Below are 16274 nucleotides of genomic sequence, written 5' to 3'. Positions count from 1 at the left end.
AGGTCTTCCTTGGGAGTCGTGGGGTGGTCCTGGGTCAGTGGGACGGTCCGGTCTGGGCTCCGTGGCGCGCACCGGGGCCCGCGCCGGCCCCCGCGTCGGCGCGTGTGCCGGGGCGGGGGCGGGTGAGGCGCGCGACGGCCGTCAGGGCGTCGGCGAGCCGGTCGAGGACGGCCACGGCCTGTTCGTCGGTGAGGGTGAGCGGAGGAAGCAGCCGTACGACGCTGGAGTGGCGGCCGCCGAGTTCGACGATGAGTCCGCGGCGCAGGCACTCCTGCCGTACGGCGGCGGCGAGTTCGGGCGCGGGCGGCGGCGGGTTGCCGGAGGTGAGGTCCTCGCGTTCGGGGTCGACGAGTTCGATGCCGATCATCAGGCCGCGGCCGCGTACGTCGCCGATGCAGGGGTGGTCGGCGGCGAGGCCCTGCAGCTGGCCGAGCATGCGGGCTCCGAGGACGGCGGCGCGGTCGGCGAGCCGGTTCTCGCGGACGTACGCGAGGGTGGCGGCGCCGGCCGCCATGGCGAGCTGGTTGCCCCGGAAGGTACCGGCGTGCGCGCCCGGTTTCCAGACGTCGAGGCTGTCGCGGTAGACGATCACGGCGAGGGGGAGGGAGCCGCCGATGGCCTTGGAGAGCACCATCACGTCGGGCACGACCTGGCTGTGTTCGACGGCCCAGAAGGTGCCGGTGCGGCCGACGCCGGTCTGCACCTCGTCGGCGATCAGCGGGATGGAGCGGCTCGCGGTGATCTCGCGCATCCGGCGCAGCCACGCGTCGGGGGCCGGGATGACGCCGCCTTCGCCCTGCACGGGTTCGACGATCATGCCGGCGGGCGCGGGCACGCCGGCTTTGGGGTCGTCGAGGACGTTTTCGGTCCAGCGGGCGGCGAGTTCGGCGCCGCGTTCGCCGCCGACGCCGTAGGGGCAGCGGTAGTCGTGCGGGTAGGGCAGCCGGGTCACTCCGCCCTCGCGGGCGCCGCCGGAGACGGCGAGGGCGCCCGCGGTCATGCCGTGGTAGGCGCCGGTGAAGGCGAGCATGCCGGTGCGTCCGGTCGCGGTGCGGACCAGGTTCAGGGCGGCTTCCACGGCGTCGGTGCCGGCCGGTCCACAGAACTGGATCCGTGCGTTCTCGGCGAGTTGGCGCGGCAGGGTCGTGAAGAGTTCCGTGGTGAAGGCGTCCTTGACCGGTGTGGCGAGGTCGAGGATGTGCAGCGGCGCTCCCGAGTCGAGGACCTTGCGGATCGCTTCGAGCACGACGGGATGGTTGTGCCCGAGCGCCAAAGTTCCCGCGCCCGAGAGGCAGTCGAGGTAGCGCCGCCCGTCGGCGCCCTCGATCGTCAGGCCGCGCGCCCGCACCGGCACGATGGGCAGCGAGCGGGCATAGGTGCGGGCGGCGGACTCCCTCAGGGACTGCCTGCGCAGGATTGCCTCATGAGCGCCCGGCAGCGCCGTCGGGGCTGGTTCGGTCACGGCCACGACTGCTGGTCCTCCCGCTGTGACGGTTCCGTATCGCGTCCGTTGCGCGGTGCGTACGCCGACGCTGAACGCTGTCCTGATGTCCCCCGTACGTACCAACGACGCCGCGACCGCGGGATCACGGCCTGACGTGAAGTTCCTTGCCGATGAGGAAGGTTCGCCTTACCCGGCGGGTGGGGGCGGCCGCGGGAGGGCCTGAGCGTGGCCCTGCCGCGTACCGTCCCGGCGGTCAACGGCATAGTGGGGGCCGCACTTCGGCGCCGGTTCGCGGGGCCGTGGTCGATGAGTTCGGAAGACGAAGACGCTTTGACGACGAAGTTCCAGGGGGAATTCGAGATGCGACCGACACGCCCGTCCAGCGCCGAGCGCACGGGGAGGAGCGCACGCCGCGGGGCCTCTCCCGTGCTCGCCGCGCTCGGCCTCACGGCCGCGCTCGCGCTGACCGCCACCGCGTGCGGACCCGGCGACTCCAGCGCCGACAGCAAGCCGACGGCGTCCGTGGCCCCGAGTGGCACCGACACGTTCCAGATCCCCGTCGATGTCCAGGAGCAGCTCAAGAAGCACGGGATCGACCTGGACAAGTGGAAGAACGGCGAGTGGCGGAACTGGGACCGTGCCACCTGGCTGCGTGAGGCCAAGGACTACATCAACCCGATCATCCAGGGCCTGTGGGACCCGGACCGCATGCGCAAGGCGGAGAAGCCGCCGGAGAAGGCCGTCCCCAACGACATCTCCGGCGACAAGGGCGTCACGGACCCGACGCCGGCGCCCGTCAAGGCGGCCCAGGTGAAGGCTCCGTACCACCAGAACCTGCCGGAGCTCGGCAAGTTGTTCTTCGACAGCCCCGAGGGTTCGATGGTGTGCTCGGCGACCGTCGTGAAGGACCCGGCGCACCCCGGCAAGTCCAACATGGTGTGGACGGCCGGGCACTGTGTGCACGCGGGCGCGAAGGGCGGCTGGTACCGCAACATCGCCTTCGTCCCCTCCTACAACAACACCAATCTGCCGACGGACCGGTTGCAGAAGGCCACCAAGCAGCAGATCGCGCCGTACGGCGTCTACTGGGCCGACTGGGCCCAGACGTCGCAGCAGTGGATCGAGGGCGGCGGCCCGACCGGCGGCCAGGGCGCACCGTACGACTTCGCGGTGCTGCACGTGACGCCGGAGAAGGGCTCGAACGGCAAGTCCCTGGAGGAGACCGTCGGCGGCGCGCTGCCGGTGGACTTCAACGCCCCGGCCGTGCCGAAGATCAGCTCCATGACCGCCAACGGCTACCCGGCGGCGCCCCCTTACGACGGCCAGAAGCTGTACCAGTGCAAGGCCAGGCCCGGCCGGCTTTCGCTTGAGGCGAGCATGCCGACGATGTACCGCCTGGGCTGCACCATGACGGGCGGCTCCTCCGGCGGCGGCTGGATCGCGACGGGGTCGGACGGCAAGCCCTCGCTCGTCTCCAACACCTCCATCGGCCCGGTCACCGCGGGCTGGCTGGCCGGCCCGCGCCTCGGCAAGGAGGCCAAGGGCGTCTTCGACTCGGTGAGCACCAAGTACGCCGGGCGGTAGGCGAGTACACCAAGCGGTATGCGCCGTGCGGGGGTCCTGTGAAATGCCGGGGCCCCCGTTCGGCCCCCTCGTGCCGAGCGGGCATAGTGGGGGGCCGCACGGTGGGCGGCAGCGGGTCTCCGCACCCACCGTACTGACAAGTACATGGCAAAACCTGCCTCGACGGCAGGCACATCAGGGGGAATCGTTTTCATGCGATCCATACGTCCGCTGCTGGCCGCTTCCGGTCTCGCGGCGGCTCTCGCGCTGACCGCCACCGCGTGCGGTCCGGGCGGGAACGACGCCGACAGCAAGCCGTCCGCCGCCAGTTCCGCCTCGGCCGGGGGCGGCGCGACCGCGCCGTCGGACCTGGCCGACGCCCTCAAGAAGCACGGCGTCGACCTGGACACGTGGAAGAAGGGAGGCTGGAAGAACTGGGACAAGGGCACCTGGCTGCGGCAGGCCAAGGACTTCGTCAACCCGGTCATCGACGGTTTGTGGAAGCCGGACCGGATGAAGTCCGCCAAGGACCCGCAGAAGACCATGGCGGCAGGCGACGTCAACGGCGGTACGGGCATCTCCGACCCGGTGCCCGCGCCCGTCAGGGCCGTCCAGGAGAAGCTGCCCTACCACCAGTACGCGGCCCCGGTCGGCAAGGTGTTCTTCGACTCCCCCGAGGGCCCCATGGTGTGCTCGGGCACCGTCGTCAAGGACCCGGCCCACCCGGGCAGGTCCAACATGGTGTGGACCGCCGGCCACTGCGTGCACCAGGGCGGCTCCGGCGGCTGGTACCGCAACATCGCCTTCGTCCCCTCCTACAACGACAAGGGGAAGTCGGCCGCCGCGCTGAACAACGCGCGGCCCGAGGAGATCGCCCCCTACGGCGTCTACTGGGCCGACTGGGCCTCGACGTCCAACGAGTGGATCAATGACGGCGGCCCGACCGGAGGCACCGGCGCCCCCTACGACTACGCGGTCCTCCACGTGAAGCCGGAGAACGGCACCAAGTCCCTCGAAGAGACGGTCGGCAACGCGCTGACCGTCAACTTCTCCGCCCCGCAGGCCAAGTCCGTCGCCTCGATGGGCGCGTGGGGCTACCCCGCCGCTCCCCCCTACGACGGCCTGCAGATGTTCCGGTGCGTCGACCGTCCCAGCCAGCTCTCGATCAGCCCGGGCACTCCCCCGATGTACCGCATCGGCTGCACCATGACGGGCGGCTCCTCCGGCGGCGGCTGGTTCATGAACGGCCCCGACGGCAAGGCCCAGCTGGTCTCCAACACCTCGATCGGCCCGGTCACTTCGGGCTGGCTGGCCGGCCCCCAGCTCGGCGCGGGCGCCAAGTCGCTCTTCGACTCGATGAGCGCGAAGTACGGCGGCCGGTGACACCCCGGAGCCGATAGCACCCCGTCACCGGAGCGAGTGACACCCCGGGCTCCGATAGCACCCCGGCACCGGCCGCGGGTGACACCCCGGCACTGACAGCACCCCGTACCCCCGGGTACGGCACAAGGCCCGCCGCCTCGCGAGAGGGAGCGGGCCTTGTCCTGTTCCGTACGGACGCTCAGTGTGCGGCCGGCGCATAGGGAGCGAGCTCGGCGGCGAGCACCTCGTGCACCCGGGCCTTGAGCACGGTGCCCTCCGCCACATGCTCCTCGGAGATCACCTCGCCCTCGGCGTGCGCCCGGGCGACCAGCTGCCCGTGCGTGTACGGCACCAGCGCCTCGATCTCGATCGCGGGGCGCGGCAGTTCGCTGTCGACGAGCGCGAGCAGCTCCTCGATGCCCTCGCCGGTGCGGGCCGAGACCGCGATGGAGTGCCGCTCGACGCGCAGCAGCCGCTGGAGCACCAGCGGGTCCGCCGCGTCCGCCTTGTTGATCACCACGATCTCGGGCACATGGACGGCGCCCACGTCACGGATGACCTCGCGCACGGCGGCGAGCTGCTCCTCCGGGGCCGGGTGCGATCCGTCCACCACGTGCAGGATCAGGTCGGAGTCGCCGACCTCCTCCATCGTGGAGCGGAACGCCTCGACGAGGTGGTGCGGCAGGTGCCGGACGAATCCGACGGTGTCCACCAGCGTGTAGAGCCGCCCGCTGGGCGTCTCCGCCCGGCGCACCGTCGGGTCGAGGGTGGCGAACAGCGCGTTCTCCACCAGCACCCCCGCGCCCGTGAAGCGGTTGAGCAGTGAGGACTTGCCCGCGTTGGTGTAACCGGCGATGGCGACCGACGGCACCTTGTTGCGGCGCCGTTCCTGCCGCTTGATCTCGCGGCCCGTCTTCATCTCCGCGATCTCACGGCGCATCTTCGCCATCTTCTCGCGGATCCGCCGGCGGTCCGTCTCGATCTTGGTCTCACCGGGGCCGCGGGTGGCCATACCGCCACCACCGCTGGATCCGCCGCCGCCCATCTGGCGCGACAGCGACTGACCCCAGCCGCGCAGCCGCGGCAGCATGTACTGCATCTGCGCGAGCGAGACCTGCGCCTTGCCCTCCCGGGACTTGGCGTGCTGCGCGAAGATGTCGAGGATCAGCGCGGTCCGGTCGACCACCTTGACCTTGACGACGTCTTCGAGGTGGATGAGCTGGCCGGGGCTCAGCTCACCGTCGCAGACCACCGTGTCCGCGCCGGTCTCCAGGACGATGTCGCGCAGCTCCTGCGCCTTGCCGGAGCCGATGTAGGTGGCCGGGTCGGGCTTGTCGCGGCGCTGGTAGACGCCGTCGAGCACCAGGGCACCCGCCGTCTCGGCGAGGGCCGCGAGCTCGGCCAGCGAGTTCTCCGCGTCCTGAAGCGTCCCCGTGGTCCATACGCCGACCAGCACCACGCGCTCCAGGCGCAGCTGGCGGTACTCGACCTCGGTGACGTCCTCGAGCTCGGTGGAGAGGCCCGCCACGCGCCGCAGCGCGGCACGCTCGGAGCGGTCCAGCTGGGCGCCGTCGCGCGCTCCGTCGATCTCGTGGCTCCAGGCGACGTCCTCTTCCATCAGGGCATCGGCCCGAAGGCTCTCGGTGCGGTGCGTGTCCGCGAAGCTCTGCTCGTCCTGGGAAGGGGATGAAGAGGAGGTCATTGGATCCTTTACGTCGTTGGAATTACGGACCGGAGGCTGTCACGGAAGTTCCGGCTGTGTCGGTCACAACGCGTAGTGGACCCAAATGATTCCCGTACGGAATCCGGTCCTGGCGGCGCCGCCGACGGGAACGATGGTCGCACGGGCCCCGCGGGGCCGTCACCCCGGTTTTCCGGCCCCGGCCCGCGGGGGTCAGGCGTGCTTCGGTGCCTGGCTGTGCCAGTCGGGGTGGCCGGGCATCGGCGGGGTCTTCTCGCCGTACAGCCACGCCTGGAAGAACCCCGTCAGATCGCGTCCGGCGACGGCCGAGGCCAGGGCGGCGAAGTCGGCGCTCGACGCGGTGGAGTCCCGGTGGTCCCGCACCCAGCGTCGCTCCAGGCGGTCGAAGGCGCGCTCCCCGATCTCCTGACGCAGGGCGTAGAGGACGAGGGCGCTGCCGTCGTAGACGACCGGACGGAAGATGCCGATCTTCTGCCCCGGCCCGGCCGGCCTGGGTGCGGCCGGCGGCCCGCCCGCGGCGCGCCAGCCGTCGGACAGGGCGTAGGCGGCGCGCATCCTGCGCTCCATGGGCTGCTTGCCGAACTCCTCCGCGTACCGCGCCTCGTACCAGGTGGCGTGCCCCTCGTTCAGCCACAGGTCCGACCAGCCGTGCGGCGAGACGCTGTCCCCGAACCAGTGGTGCGCCAGCTCGTGCACCATGACCGAGTCGACGTACCACTCGGGGAACCCCGGCTGGACGAACAGTGACCGCTCGAACAGCGTCAGGGTCTGTGTCTCCAGCTCGAAACCCGTGTCGGCGCCCGCGATCAGCACCCCGTACGTCTCGAAGGGGTACGGGCCGACCTGCTGCTCCATCCACGCGATGTGGCCGGGTGTCTTCGCCAGCCACGGTTCGAGCGTCGCCTTGTCCGCCGCCGGGACGACGTCGCGGATCGGCAGCCCATGCGGTCCCTCCCGGTGCAGCACCGCGGAGTGCCCCATCGACACCTGGGCCAGCTCGGTCGCCATCGGGTGGCTGGTGCGGTACGTGGAGACGGTCCTGCCGCCCTCGCGCCGCCGCGCGGCCGGCAGGCCGTTGGCGACCACGGTCACATCGGCGGGCGCGGTCACGCGGAAGGTGAAGAACGCCTTGTCGGAGGGGTGGTCGTTGCACGGGAACACCCGGTGGGCGGCGTCCGCCTGGTTGGCCATCACCAGGCCGTCGGTGGTACGCACCCAGCCACCGTCGCTCGCGGCGTCCGGGACGCTGGTGTGCCGCACGGTGATCCGCAGCCGTTCGCTCGCGGTCACGGGGTGCTCGGGGGTGATCACGAGGTCCTCGTCGGCACTGGCGAACCGGGCCGGGTGCCCGTTCACGTCGACGCCGTGCACCGTGCCCCGCGCGAAATCGAGGTTGATCCGCTCCAGGTCGGCCGTCGCCACGGCGTCGATGGTGGTGACGGCCTCCAGCGGCTTCTTGTTGTCGCCGGCGTAGGTGAGGCCGATGTCGTACGAGAGCACGTCGTAGCCGGGGTTGCCCAGGTGCGGGAAGAGCGGGTCTCCGATGCCGAGTGGTACGGCGGCGGGCAGGGCCGCGGCGACCAGGGAGGCCGCGGCCGCGACAAGCAGCACGGCACGCAGATGGCGGGGGCGGGGGCGGCGCGGGGTCAGCGGCATGCCCTACCGCTACCAGCGCGAGGGGGCCCGTTCGTGCCGACTCGCATGGGGGCCACCCGAACGGGGGTGGTCACTGGTGCGATGACGGATGTCAGATGCTGAACATTGTCAGTTGCCAGTGCCTGGGCGCCGCCCCCGGGCCGCCGTCATCCCGCCGCCGCCGGATGCTGTGCCCGGCTCACGTCGTACACCCCCGCCACGTCGCGCATGGTCCGCATGAGGGCGGGCAGCCTTGTGGCGTCCGGGAGTTGGAGGGTGTAGGTGTGCCGGACCCGCTGTTCGCTGGGGGGTTCCACGGTGGCCGAGATGACGGCCACGTCGGCGCCGGCGATGGCTTCGGTGAGGTCGGCGAGCAGCCGGGGGCGCCCGAAGGCCTCGGCGACCAGGGTGACCCGGCATTCCGCGGCCTCCCCCCAGCGCACTTCCACGGGCGCGCGCCCCACGGCCTGCATCCGCACCACGGCCGGACATTCCCGGCGGTGCACGGTCACCGCCGCGCCGCGCACCGAGAACCCGGTGACCGCGTCGGGCGGCACGGGGGTGCAGCAACCCGCGAGGCGTACGGTCACACCCGGCAGGTCGGTCACCGCGTTGGCGGCGGCGCGCCGGTCGGCGGGGACGTTGACCTGGGGGCGTGGTGCGGCGGCGGGCACCGTGACGCCCTCCGGGTTGGCCGCGAGCCAGCCGGTGATCGCGATGCGGGCCCTGGGGGTCCTGGCGTGGTCGAGCCAGTCGGCGGAGGGCCCTGAGGTGGTGTCCTGGGCGAGCAGGAGCTGCACGGTGTCGCCGTCGTGCAGGACCGTACTCAGTGTCGCGAGGCGGCCGTTGACGCGGGCGCCGATACAGCTGTGGGCGGCCGGTCCGTGCTGTGCGTAGGCGGCGTCGACGCAGCTGGCCCCGGCGGGCAGGACCAGGGTGCGGTCGTCGGCGCAGAACACCGTGATCTCGCTGTCGCCCGCCAGTTCCTCGCGCAGGGAGGACCAGAAGGTGTCGGGGTCGGGGGCGTTCCGCTGCCAGTCAAGGAGGCGTGAGAGCCAGCCGGGCCGTGTGGGGTCCTCGCGTTCGTCGCCGGTCTGCTGCGGCCCGTCGCCGGGTCCTTGGGCGTAGGGGTTGCCGAGGGCGATGACGCCGGCTTCGGCGACCTTGTGCATCTGGCGCGTACGGATGAGGACTTCGGCGACTTCGCCGGACGGCCCGACGACGGCCGTGTGGAGCGACTGGTACAGGTTGAACTTGGGTGAGGCGATGAAGTCCTTGAACTCGGAGACGACCGGCGTGAAGCAGGTGTGCAGTTCGCCGAGGACGGCGTAGCAGTCGGCGTCCTCGGCCACCAGCACGAGGAGCCGGCCGAAGTCGCTTCCGCGCATTTCGCCGCGCTTGAGGCGGACGCGGTGCACGGAGACGAAGTGGCGTGGCCGGATGAGGACTTCGGCCTGGATCCCGGCCTCGCGCAGGACCGCGCGTACGCCGTCGACGACGCCGGCGAGGGGGTCGGCGGTGCCGGAGTTGGCGGCGATCAGGGCCCGTGTGTGCTCGTACTCCTCGGGGTGCAGGATCGCGAAGACGAGGTCTTCGAGTTCCGACTTGAGGGCCTGTACGCCGAGGCGTTCGGCGAGCGGGATCAGTACGTCGAGGGTGACCTTGGCGATGCGGGCCTGTTTCTCGGGGCGCATCACGCCGAGGGTGCGCATGTTGTGCAGGCGGTCGGCGAGTTTGATCGACATCACGCGTACGTCGTTGCCGGTGGCGACGAGCATTTTGCGGAAGGTCTCGGGTTCGGCGGCGGCGCCGTAGTCGACCTTCTCCAGTTTGGTGACGCCGTCCACCAGATAGGTGACTTCCTCGCCGAACTCGGCCCGCACCTGATCGAGCGTCACGTCGGTGTCCTCCACGGTGTCGTGGAGGAGGGAGGCGGTCAATGTGGTGGTTTCGGCGCCCAGTTCGGCGAGGATCAGCGTCACGGCGAGCGGATGCGTGATGTAGGGCTCGCCGCTCTTGCGGAACTGGCCGCGGTGGGACGTTTCGGCGAGGACGTAGGCGCGGTGCAGTACGGCGAGGTCCGCGTCGGGGTGGTGGGCGCGGTGGGCGTCGGCCACGTGGCCGATGGCGTCGGGCAGCCGGTCGCGCGGGACGGGGCCGAGCAGTGCGGCGCGGCCCAGCCTGCGGAGGTCGATCCTGGGGCGGCCGCGTCGGCGGCTCTGCGCACCAGGATTCGTGGCCTCTGCGCTCATGGGGCACCTCCGGCTGCATCGACCGGTGGTGGAGGGACCGGCTTGCCCCTCCGGACCGGTGCTTGATGCTACCGAGCCCACCACGTGGCGCAGTCCCGCTCTCGCTCAGCGTGAAACGGATCACCCATTCGAGCGAAGGTCTCGGCCACGCCCGTTTCGCCGCCGACCCGTGCCGTCACGTCTTGGCGGCACTTTCGGAGGCGGGTGCCGTTTGCGTACGCGGCGGCGGGCGGGTTCTCTCGGCGGCGGGGTGCCGCTCGCGTACGCCGTGGCGGTCGGCGGGGTTCTTCCGGCGGCGGGTGCCGCCCGCTTACGCCGTGGCGGCGCTCAGCCCGTGAACAGTGCCGGGTCGATCACGCCTTCGGCGACGATCACCGCCGCTCCGGTCATCTCGATCTCGCCGTCCGGGTGTTCGGTGATGACGAGTGTTCCGCCGGGGAGATCGACGGTGTAGGTCGCCGGGGTGCCGGTGAGCGACGGGTCGGCGCCGTCCCTGCGGGCGGCGGCGACGGCGACGGCGCAGGCCCCCGTGCCGCAGGAGCGGGTTTCTCCGGCGCCCCGCTCATGGACGCGCATCGCCACGTGGCGCGGGCCGCGGTCGACGACGAACTCGATGTTCACGCCGTCCGGGTAGACCTCCGCCGGGCTGAAGGACGGCACTGTACGCAGCTCGCCCGCGTGGTCGAGGTCGGCGACGAACGCGACGGCGTGCGGGTTGCCCATGTTGACGTTGCGGGCGGGCCAGCTGCGGCCGTCCACGGTGACCGTGACGCCGGCTTCGGAGAGCAGGGCGCGCCCCATGGAGACGGTGATGTCGCCGCTCTTGGCGATGTGCACCTTCTTGACACCGCCGCGGGTGGCGACGGCCAGGTCGCCGGTGGCTGCGAGGCCGGCGCGGCGCAGGTAGCCGGCGAAGACGCGCACGCCGTTGCCGCACATCTCGGCGATCGAGCCGTCACCGTTGCGGTAGTCCATGAACCATTCGGCCTCGTCGGCCATGGCCTTCGCCTCGGGGTGGGCGGCGCTGCGCACCACGTGGAGCAGGCCGTCGCCCCCGATGCCGGCCCGGCGGTCGCAGAGCCGTGCGACGGCGGACGCGGGCAGGTCGAGGGCGTTGTCCGGGTCGGGAACGATCACGAAGTCGTTCTGGGTTCCGTGGCCCTTGAGGAAGGCGATGGGCGAAGTGTTCACGCGTCAATCGTACGGGGGCGCACCGACATCCGGCCGGTCAGGTGGTGTCCCCGGACGGCGGGGCAGCCGTGCGCGGCAGCGGGGGCGACTGAACGCGTGGCATTGCCTGGCGGCGCGGGCACCGAACGCGCGGCTTCGCGCGGGCGCCCGTTCGCGGCGTCAGCGCAGCCGGGCCACGCGCCATACCGCGAGGGCGACGAGTACGGCGGCGACGCCCACGTACAGGGCGAGGACCCGCCAGTCGGGGCGTTCGCGCGATCCACGGCCGGGCAGCCCGGGCCAGGTGTGGCCGACGCGGCGAGCGGCCATCATGCCCCAGCCGGCGGCGCAGCAGCTGATGAGCAGGCCGAGCATGGCGACGACCGGTCCGCCGTCGCCGAATTCGAAGGCGAGAGGGAAGGCGAACATGAGCGAGCCGAGCGCCGCGAGCATCACGATGGGGGCGAGCTGCCAGATCCTGAGCCGGCGCTGGGGCCGCAGTTCGACTTCGACCTCACCGCCGTCGGAGACCGCTCCGATGGAGCCGTCCTCCGGCCCGTCCGGGCTCAGGCCCGAGGCGCCGAGCACCGCGGACCCCAGCGCCGGTGTCGCCGCCGTGTCGCGGGTGGCGCCGCTCGCGTCCTTGGCGGCGGATTCCGCTTGCGAGGGGCCCGGCACCGCTGAAGCGTGGTCCGGCGAGCTCGGGGGCGCGGTGTCCTTCCGCGATCCTTGCTCTCTGTCGCGAGGGCCGGCCTCCATCGCCACGCGCCCTCCCAACTCGGACTCCACTGGTGGATCGACGTTTGATGATGGCACGCGCGACCGCGCCGTATTGACCGGCGGAGCGTCCCGATGCCATCACGTGATCAGGCTGTAACCGCTCGTTCGACCAACGCCAGCGCCTGGCGCGGGAGTTCCGCCCGGTCGTGTGTCGCACCGCTCAACCAGTGGACACGGGGATCACGTCGAAACCACGAGTCCTGGCGGCGCGCGAAGCGCTTGGTGGCGCGTACGGTTTCGGCGCGCGCCTCGTCCTCGGTGCACTCGCCGGCGAACGCCGCGAGAACCTGCTGGTAGCCGAGAGCGCGTGAGGCGGTGCGCCCTTCGCGCAGCCCGCGCTCCTCCAGGGCCCGTACCTCGTCGATCAGGCCGGCTTCCCACATGCGGTCGACGCGCAGGGTGATCCGTTCGTCGAGCTCGGGGCGGCCCACGTCGACGCCGATCTGGACGGTGTCGTACACCGATTCGTGGGTGGGCAGGTTGGCGGTGAACGGCTGCCCGGTGATCTCGATCACTTCGAGGGCGCGCACGATGCGGCGTCCGTTGCCGGGCAGGATGACGCGGGCCGCTTCGGGGTCGACTGCGGCGAGCCGCTTGTGCAGGGCGCCGGGGCCCTCCTGGTCGAGTTCGCCTTCCAGGCGGGCGCGCACCGCGGGGTCGGTGCCGGGGAAGTCGAGTACGTCGATGGCGCCGCGCACGTAGAGGCCGGAGCCGCCGACGAGGACGGGGGTGCGGCCTTCGGCGAGCAGCCGGTCGATCTCGGCGCGGGCGAGCTTCTGGTAGAGGGCGACGTTGGCCGGTTCCGTGACGTCCCAGATGTCGAGCAGGTGGTGCGGGATGCCGCCGCGCTCGTCGGGCGTCAGCTTGGCGGTGCCGATGTCCATCCCCCGGTAGAGCTGCATGGAGTCGGCGTTGACGACCTCGCCGCCCAGCTGCTGGGCGAGGAAGACGCCCAGATCGGACTTTCCGGCCGCGGTCGGACCGACGACGGCGATGACCCGCGGTGCGGGAGCTGCACTTCTCACGGTGACAGTCTCGCAAACCTCGATGGCTCTCCTCGAACGAGCTACGTGACGAGGCGCGGCCGGCTTCGTTGCCTGTTGCGAGGTTCCGAACGCCGGTTTGTTGACCGGTGCCGCCGGGCGACGCAATGAGGCGCTCCGGCCGGCCCGGGATTTCGCCCACACGAGTACGTTTTGGAGTAGATATGGGCGTTTTTTCGATGTTTCGCCGTAAGGCCGACGCGGCTGTCGCGAAGCCGACCGAGGAGACCTCGGCCGCCACGGTGACGGCGGAGCCGGAGGCCGAGGGCGAGTCCGCCGCGGCCGGCTGCTGCGCAGCGGCCGCCGGGGCCGAAGAGCCCGCGGGTGTCGCGGGTGCCGAGGCCGCCACGGGGAGCGGCGCGGCCGAGCCCGCGGAGGGCGCGGTCGCCGAGGGGGTCGAGATCCCCAAGCAGCAGTCCGCCGAGGAAGCCGCGGACAATGAGGCCGGCGAAGGCGCCCGCCAGTAGGTCCGCACACCGCGGGGCCCGTACATGGCCGGCCGTACACGGGCACCCGTGCATGCGCGCACCCGTACGTGGCCGCCCCTACGTGGCCGGTTGTACGTGGGTACCCGCACGTGGCCGGCTGTACGTGGCCGTCTGTACATGGCCGCCCGTATCGCCGGCGGTCCACGGCCACCAGGGCACTGACGGCACCCCGCCGTCCGCGTCCACGGCGTGCGCCACGCGCGCCGGAGGGCCGTGGAGCCACCTGCTCCACGGCCCTCCGGGGTGTCATCGGATCGCCAAGTGGCTTACCGGCAAGCCGATTCGGGCTGCCGAATCCCCGACACGGGCGTGGGCGCCCGCCCGGTTACAGGACCGGCCCGCGCCCGGCCGGGTTTCAGGACCAGACGGCCACGAAGTAGCCGACTCCGTACGGCGCGTCGTCATGGAGCAGCCGGCCGGCGAGAGCGGCGTCGCCCGCGGCCCCCGCGAGGACCTGCCAGGGTGCGCGGCCCGCCGCCTTCAGCTCGTGCGCCAGCGCGACGTCAAGACCCGCCAGGGTGGTGATGTCGGCGGTGCCAAGCGCCTGCGCGGCCGCCCGGTCGAAGGCCGCGGCGCGCTCGTCGAGATAGCCGGGCGCCTTGAGGGTGCGGCAGGCACTGCCGTCGCCCATCACCAGGAGCGCGACCCGGCCGGCCTTGGCGGCGAGTTCCTCGCCCGCGGCCGCGCACTGCTCGGGCTTCAGCCCCTCGGCCACGGCGAGCCCCTGGACCGGCGCGTCGGCCCAGCCGGCCCGCTCAAGGAGCCAGGCGCCGACCGCGAGCGAGGCGGGAAGCGGCCGCGCCCCGGGTTCGCCCGCTCCCAGGCGTACCGAAAGGTCCACGCCGAACCCGGCGAACGTGCCGGCCGACCCCTGCCGGAATGTGCCGCCTTCCTGCGCGGGGCCGACCACGACGAGGAGGTCGGGCCTGGACGCGGCGAGCACGCCGAGCGCGTCGGCGCAGGCATCGCGTGCCGCGTCGAGCTCCGGCGCGGCACCGGCGGCGACCTCGGGCACGAGGAGGGGCGGGCAGGGGCAGACAGCGGCGGCTACGAGCATGATCCGCAGCCTAGTCCCGTTCACCGGCCCCGGCCCTGCCTGCCCTGCCGCCCGCGGCCGGGCCCTGCCCTGCCCTGCCCGGCGAACGCTGCCGCGACCGCGACGTGCACGTCGCGGTCGACCTGGGCGTCACCCTCGGCCTCGTCCTGGACGTCACCCTCGACCTCGACCTCGACCTCGACGACGCAAGCACCCGAGCCGACGGAAACGACCGCTCGGTGCACGGGCCCGGCCCAAACTTCCCGAGCCCCTCGGGGCTATACGACCGAGCAGCCCCCCGTGGGCTCCGGCAGCGGTGCCGGGGCGCCGATCGACGGCAGCCCGAGCAGCACGCCGGCGGGCTTCGCGGCGGGGGCCGCGGTGCGCTTCTCCCAGGCGTCTCCGGCGCGGGTGCGGCGCACCGCGTCCGTGGGGCCTTCGGCGAGGAGGTGGTGGGGGGCGGCGTAGGTGATCTCGACGGTCACCACGTCGCCGGGGCGCACGTCCTGGTCGGGCTTGGTGAAGTGGACGAGACGGTTGTCGGGGGCGCGCCCGGACAGGCGCTGCGTGGAGCCGTCCTTGCGGCCCTCTCCCTCGGCGACCATGACGTCGATGACGCGGCCGACCTGCTTCTTGTTCTCCTCCCAGGAGATCTCCTCCTGAAGCGCCGACAGGCGCATGTAGCGCTCCTGCACGACCTCCTTGGGGATCTGCCCCTCCATGGTCGCCGCGGGCGTGCCGGGGCGCTTGGAGTACTGGAAGGTGAAGGCGTTGGCGAAGCGGGCCTCGCGGACCGTGTGCATGGTCTGCTCGAAGTCCTCCTCGGTCTCGCCGGGGAAGCCCACGATGATGTCGGTGGAGATCGCGGCGTGCGGAATGGCGGCGCGTACCTTCTCGATGATCCCGAGGAAACGCTCCTGCCGGTAGGAGCGGCGCATCGCCTTGAGGATCGTGTCCGAACCGGACTGGAGCGGCATGTGCAGCTGCGGCATCACGTTCGGGGTCTCGGCCATGGCGGCGATCACGTCGTCGGTGAAGTCGCGCGGATGCGGCGAGGTGAAACGGACCCGCTCCAGGCCCTCGATGGACCCGCAGGCGCGCAGCAGCTTGCTGAACGCCTCGCGGTCGCCGATGTCCGAGCCGTAGGCGTTGACGTTCTGTCCGAGCAGCGTGATCTCGGAGACGCCCTCGCCGACCAGCGCTTCGATCTCGGCCAGGATGTCGCCGGGACGGCGGTCCCTCTCCTTGCCGCGCAGCGCCGGGACGATGCAGAAGGTGCACGTGTTGTTGCAGCCCACCGAGATGGACACCCACGCCGCGTACGCCGATTCGCGCCGTGTCGGCAGCGTGGAGGGGAACGCTTCCAGGGACTCGGCGATCTCGACCTGCGCCTCCTCCTGGATGCGGGCGCGCTCCAGGAGCACCGGCAGCTTGCCGATGTTGTGCGTGCCGAAGACGACATCGACCCAGGGGGCCCGCTGCACGATGGTGTCGCGGTCCTTCTGGGCGAGGCAGCCGCCGACGGCGATCTGCATGCCGGGCCGCTTCGTCTTCATCGGGGCGAGCCTGCCGAGATTGCCGTACAGCTTGTTGTCGGCGTTCTCCCGCACCGCGCAGGTGTTGAAGACGACGACGTCGGCATCCCCGTCGGCGCCCTCGGGCGCGCGGACGTAGCCGGCTCCCTCAAGGAGGCCGGACAGCCGCTCGGAGTCGTGGACGTTCATCTGGCACCCGTAGGTGCGCACCTCGTAGGTCTTCGCACTCATCTCGCACACCAGGGTACGGGGCCCGCCACCCCC

13 protein-coding genes are annotated in these 16274 nt (G+C 71.9%); 3 read left to right on the top strand and 10 right to left on the bottom strand.

The window, feature by feature from the left end:
- Positions 1–34: 34 nt before the first annotated feature.
- Positions 35–1468 carry a diaminobutyrate--2-oxoglutarate transaminase family protein gene (locus tag AB0D31_RS16765; protein ID WP_362722979.1) on the bottom strand — a complete coding sequence of 478 codons (1434 nt, stop codon included), beginning with the start codon at positions 1466–1468 and terminating at the stop codon, positions 35–37.
- A gap of 336 nt (positions 1469–1804) precedes the next feature.
- Between AB0D31_RS16765 and AB0D31_RS16760 the strand changes: the two genes are divergently transcribed.
- Both AB0D31_RS16760 and AB0D31_RS16755 read left to right on the top strand, forming a co-directional pair.
- Positions 1805–3028: a hypothetical protein gene (locus AB0D31_RS16760; protein WP_362722977.1), complete on the top strand. Its 1224-nt coding sequence runs from the start codon at positions 1805–1807 to the stop codon at positions 3026–3028.
- A 192-nt stretch (positions 3029–3220) separates the two neighbouring features.
- Positions 3221–4390 carry a hypothetical protein gene (locus AB0D31_RS16755; RefSeq protein ID WP_362722974.1) on the top strand — a complete coding sequence of 390 codons (1170 nt, stop codon included), beginning with the start codon at positions 3221–3223 and terminating at the stop codon, positions 4388–4390.
- 178 nt (positions 4391–4568) lie between these two features.
- On the opposite strand, the gene hflX is transcribed toward AB0D31_RS16755, so the two are convergent.
- The 6 genes from hflX to miaA form a co-directional block, all read right to left on the bottom strand.
- Positions 4569–6071: a GTPase HflX gene (gene hflX / locus AB0D31_RS16750; protein WP_362722971.1), complete on the bottom strand. Its 1503-nt coding sequence runs from the start codon at positions 6069–6071 to the stop codon at positions 4569–4571.
- A 192-nt stretch (positions 6072–6263) separates the two neighbouring features.
- A complete protein-coding gene (locus AB0D31_RS16745) occupies positions 6264–7727 on the bottom strand; it encodes a M1 family metallopeptidase (protein WP_362722969.1) in 1464 nt (487 codons plus the stop codon).
- 146 nt (positions 7728–7873) lie between these two features.
- Positions 7874–9958, bottom strand: a complete 2085-nt coding sequence (locus tag AB0D31_RS16740) for an HD domain-containing protein (protein WP_362722966.1) — start codon at positions 9956–9958, stop codon at positions 7874–7876.
- Between the two features lie 327 nt (positions 9959–10285).
- Positions 10286–11149, bottom strand: a complete 864-nt coding sequence (dapF, locus tag AB0D31_RS16735) for a diaminopimelate epimerase (RefSeq protein WP_362722963.1) — start codon at positions 11147–11149, stop codon at positions 10286–10288.
- Positions 11150–11308: 159 nt separating this feature from the next.
- Positions 11309–11728, bottom strand: coding sequence for a hypothetical protein (locus AB0D31_RS16730; RefSeq protein ID WP_362723071.1), 420 nt, complete (start codon positions 11726–11728; stop codon positions 11309–11311).
- 266 nt (positions 11729–11994) lie between these two features.
- On the bottom strand, positions 11995–12933 hold the full coding sequence (gene miaA / locus AB0D31_RS16725; protein WP_362722961.1) for a tRNA (adenosine(37)-N6)-dimethylallyltransferase MiaA: 939 nt from the start codon (positions 12931–12933) through the stop codon (positions 11995–11997).
- Positions 12934–13130: 197 nt separating this feature from the next.
- Here miaA and AB0D31_RS16720 point away from each other — a divergent pair, with 197 nt between their 5' ends.
- Positions 13131–13418, top strand: coding sequence for a hypothetical protein (locus AB0D31_RS16720; RefSeq protein ID WP_362722958.1), 288 nt, complete (start codon positions 13131–13133; stop codon positions 13416–13418).
- A gap of 376 nt (positions 13419–13794) precedes the next feature.
- Here the strand turns inward: AB0D31_RS16720 and AB0D31_RS16715 are convergent, their stop codons facing one another.
- The 3 genes from AB0D31_RS16715 to miaB are packed head-to-tail and all read right to left on the bottom strand — an operon-like array spanning position 13795 to position 16241.
- On the bottom strand, positions 13795–14496 hold the full coding sequence (locus AB0D31_RS16715) for a class III extradiol dioxygenase subunit B-like domain-containing protein (RefSeq protein WP_362722955.1): 702 nt from the start codon (positions 14494–14496) through the stop codon (positions 13795–13797).
- Between the two features lie 20 nt (positions 14497–14516).
- Entirely contained in the window at positions 14517–14720 is a 204-nt protein-coding gene (locus AB0D31_RS16710) for a hypothetical protein (protein ID WP_362722952.1), read from the bottom strand.
- Between the two features lie 33 nt (positions 14721–14753).
- The gene (miaB, locus tag AB0D31_RS16705) at positions 14754–16241 is read right to left on the bottom strand and encodes a tRNA (N6-isopentenyl adenosine(37)-C2)-methylthiotransferase MiaB (RefSeq protein WP_362722950.1); all 1488 of its coding nucleotides are present in this window, start codon (positions 16239–16241) and stop codon (positions 14754–14756) included.
- Positions 16242–16274: the final 33 nt, after the last annotated feature.

The sequence above is a fragment of the Streptomyces sp. NPDC048361 genome (assembly GCF_040651795.1).
Lineage (GTDB): Bacteria > Actinomycetota > Actinomycetes > Streptomycetales > Streptomycetaceae > Streptomyces.
This window is presented reverse-complemented; position numbering and strand designations above follow the sequence as displayed.

Excerpts from the sequence above, each read along its gene's own strand:
- AB0D31_RS16760 (WP_362722977.1), top strand. The coding sequence starts at position 1,805 with ATGCGACCGACACGCCCGTCCAGCGCCGAGCGCACGGGGAGGAGCGCA.
- AB0D31_RS16755 (WP_362722974.1), top strand. The coding sequence starts at position 3,221 with ATGCGATCCATACGTCCGCTGCTGGCCGCTTCCGGTCTCGCGGCGGCT.
- hflX (WP_362722971.1), bottom strand. The coding sequence starts at position 6,071 with ATGACCTCCTCTTCATCCCCTTCCCAGGACGAGCAGAGCTTCGCGGAC.
- AB0D31_RS16745 (WP_362722969.1), bottom strand. The coding sequence starts at position 7,727 with ATGCCGCTGACCCCGCGCCGCCCCCGCCCCCGCCATCTGCGTGCCGTG.
- AB0D31_RS16740 (WP_362722966.1), bottom strand. The coding sequence starts at position 9,958 with ATGAGCGCAGAGGCCACGAATCCTGGTGCGCAGAGCCGCCGACGCGGC.
- AB0D31_RS16720 (WP_362722958.1), top strand. The coding sequence starts at position 13,131 with ATGTTTCGCCGTAAGGCCGACGCGGCTGTCGCGAAGCCGACCGAGGAG.
- AB0D31_RS16715 (WP_362722955.1), bottom strand. The coding sequence starts at position 14,496 with ATGCTCGTAGCCGCCGCTGTCTGCCCCTGCCCGCCCCTCCTCGTGCCC.
- miaB (WP_362722950.1), bottom strand. The coding sequence starts at position 16,241 with ATGAGTGCGAAGACCTACGAGGTGCGCACCTACGGGTGCCAGATGAAC.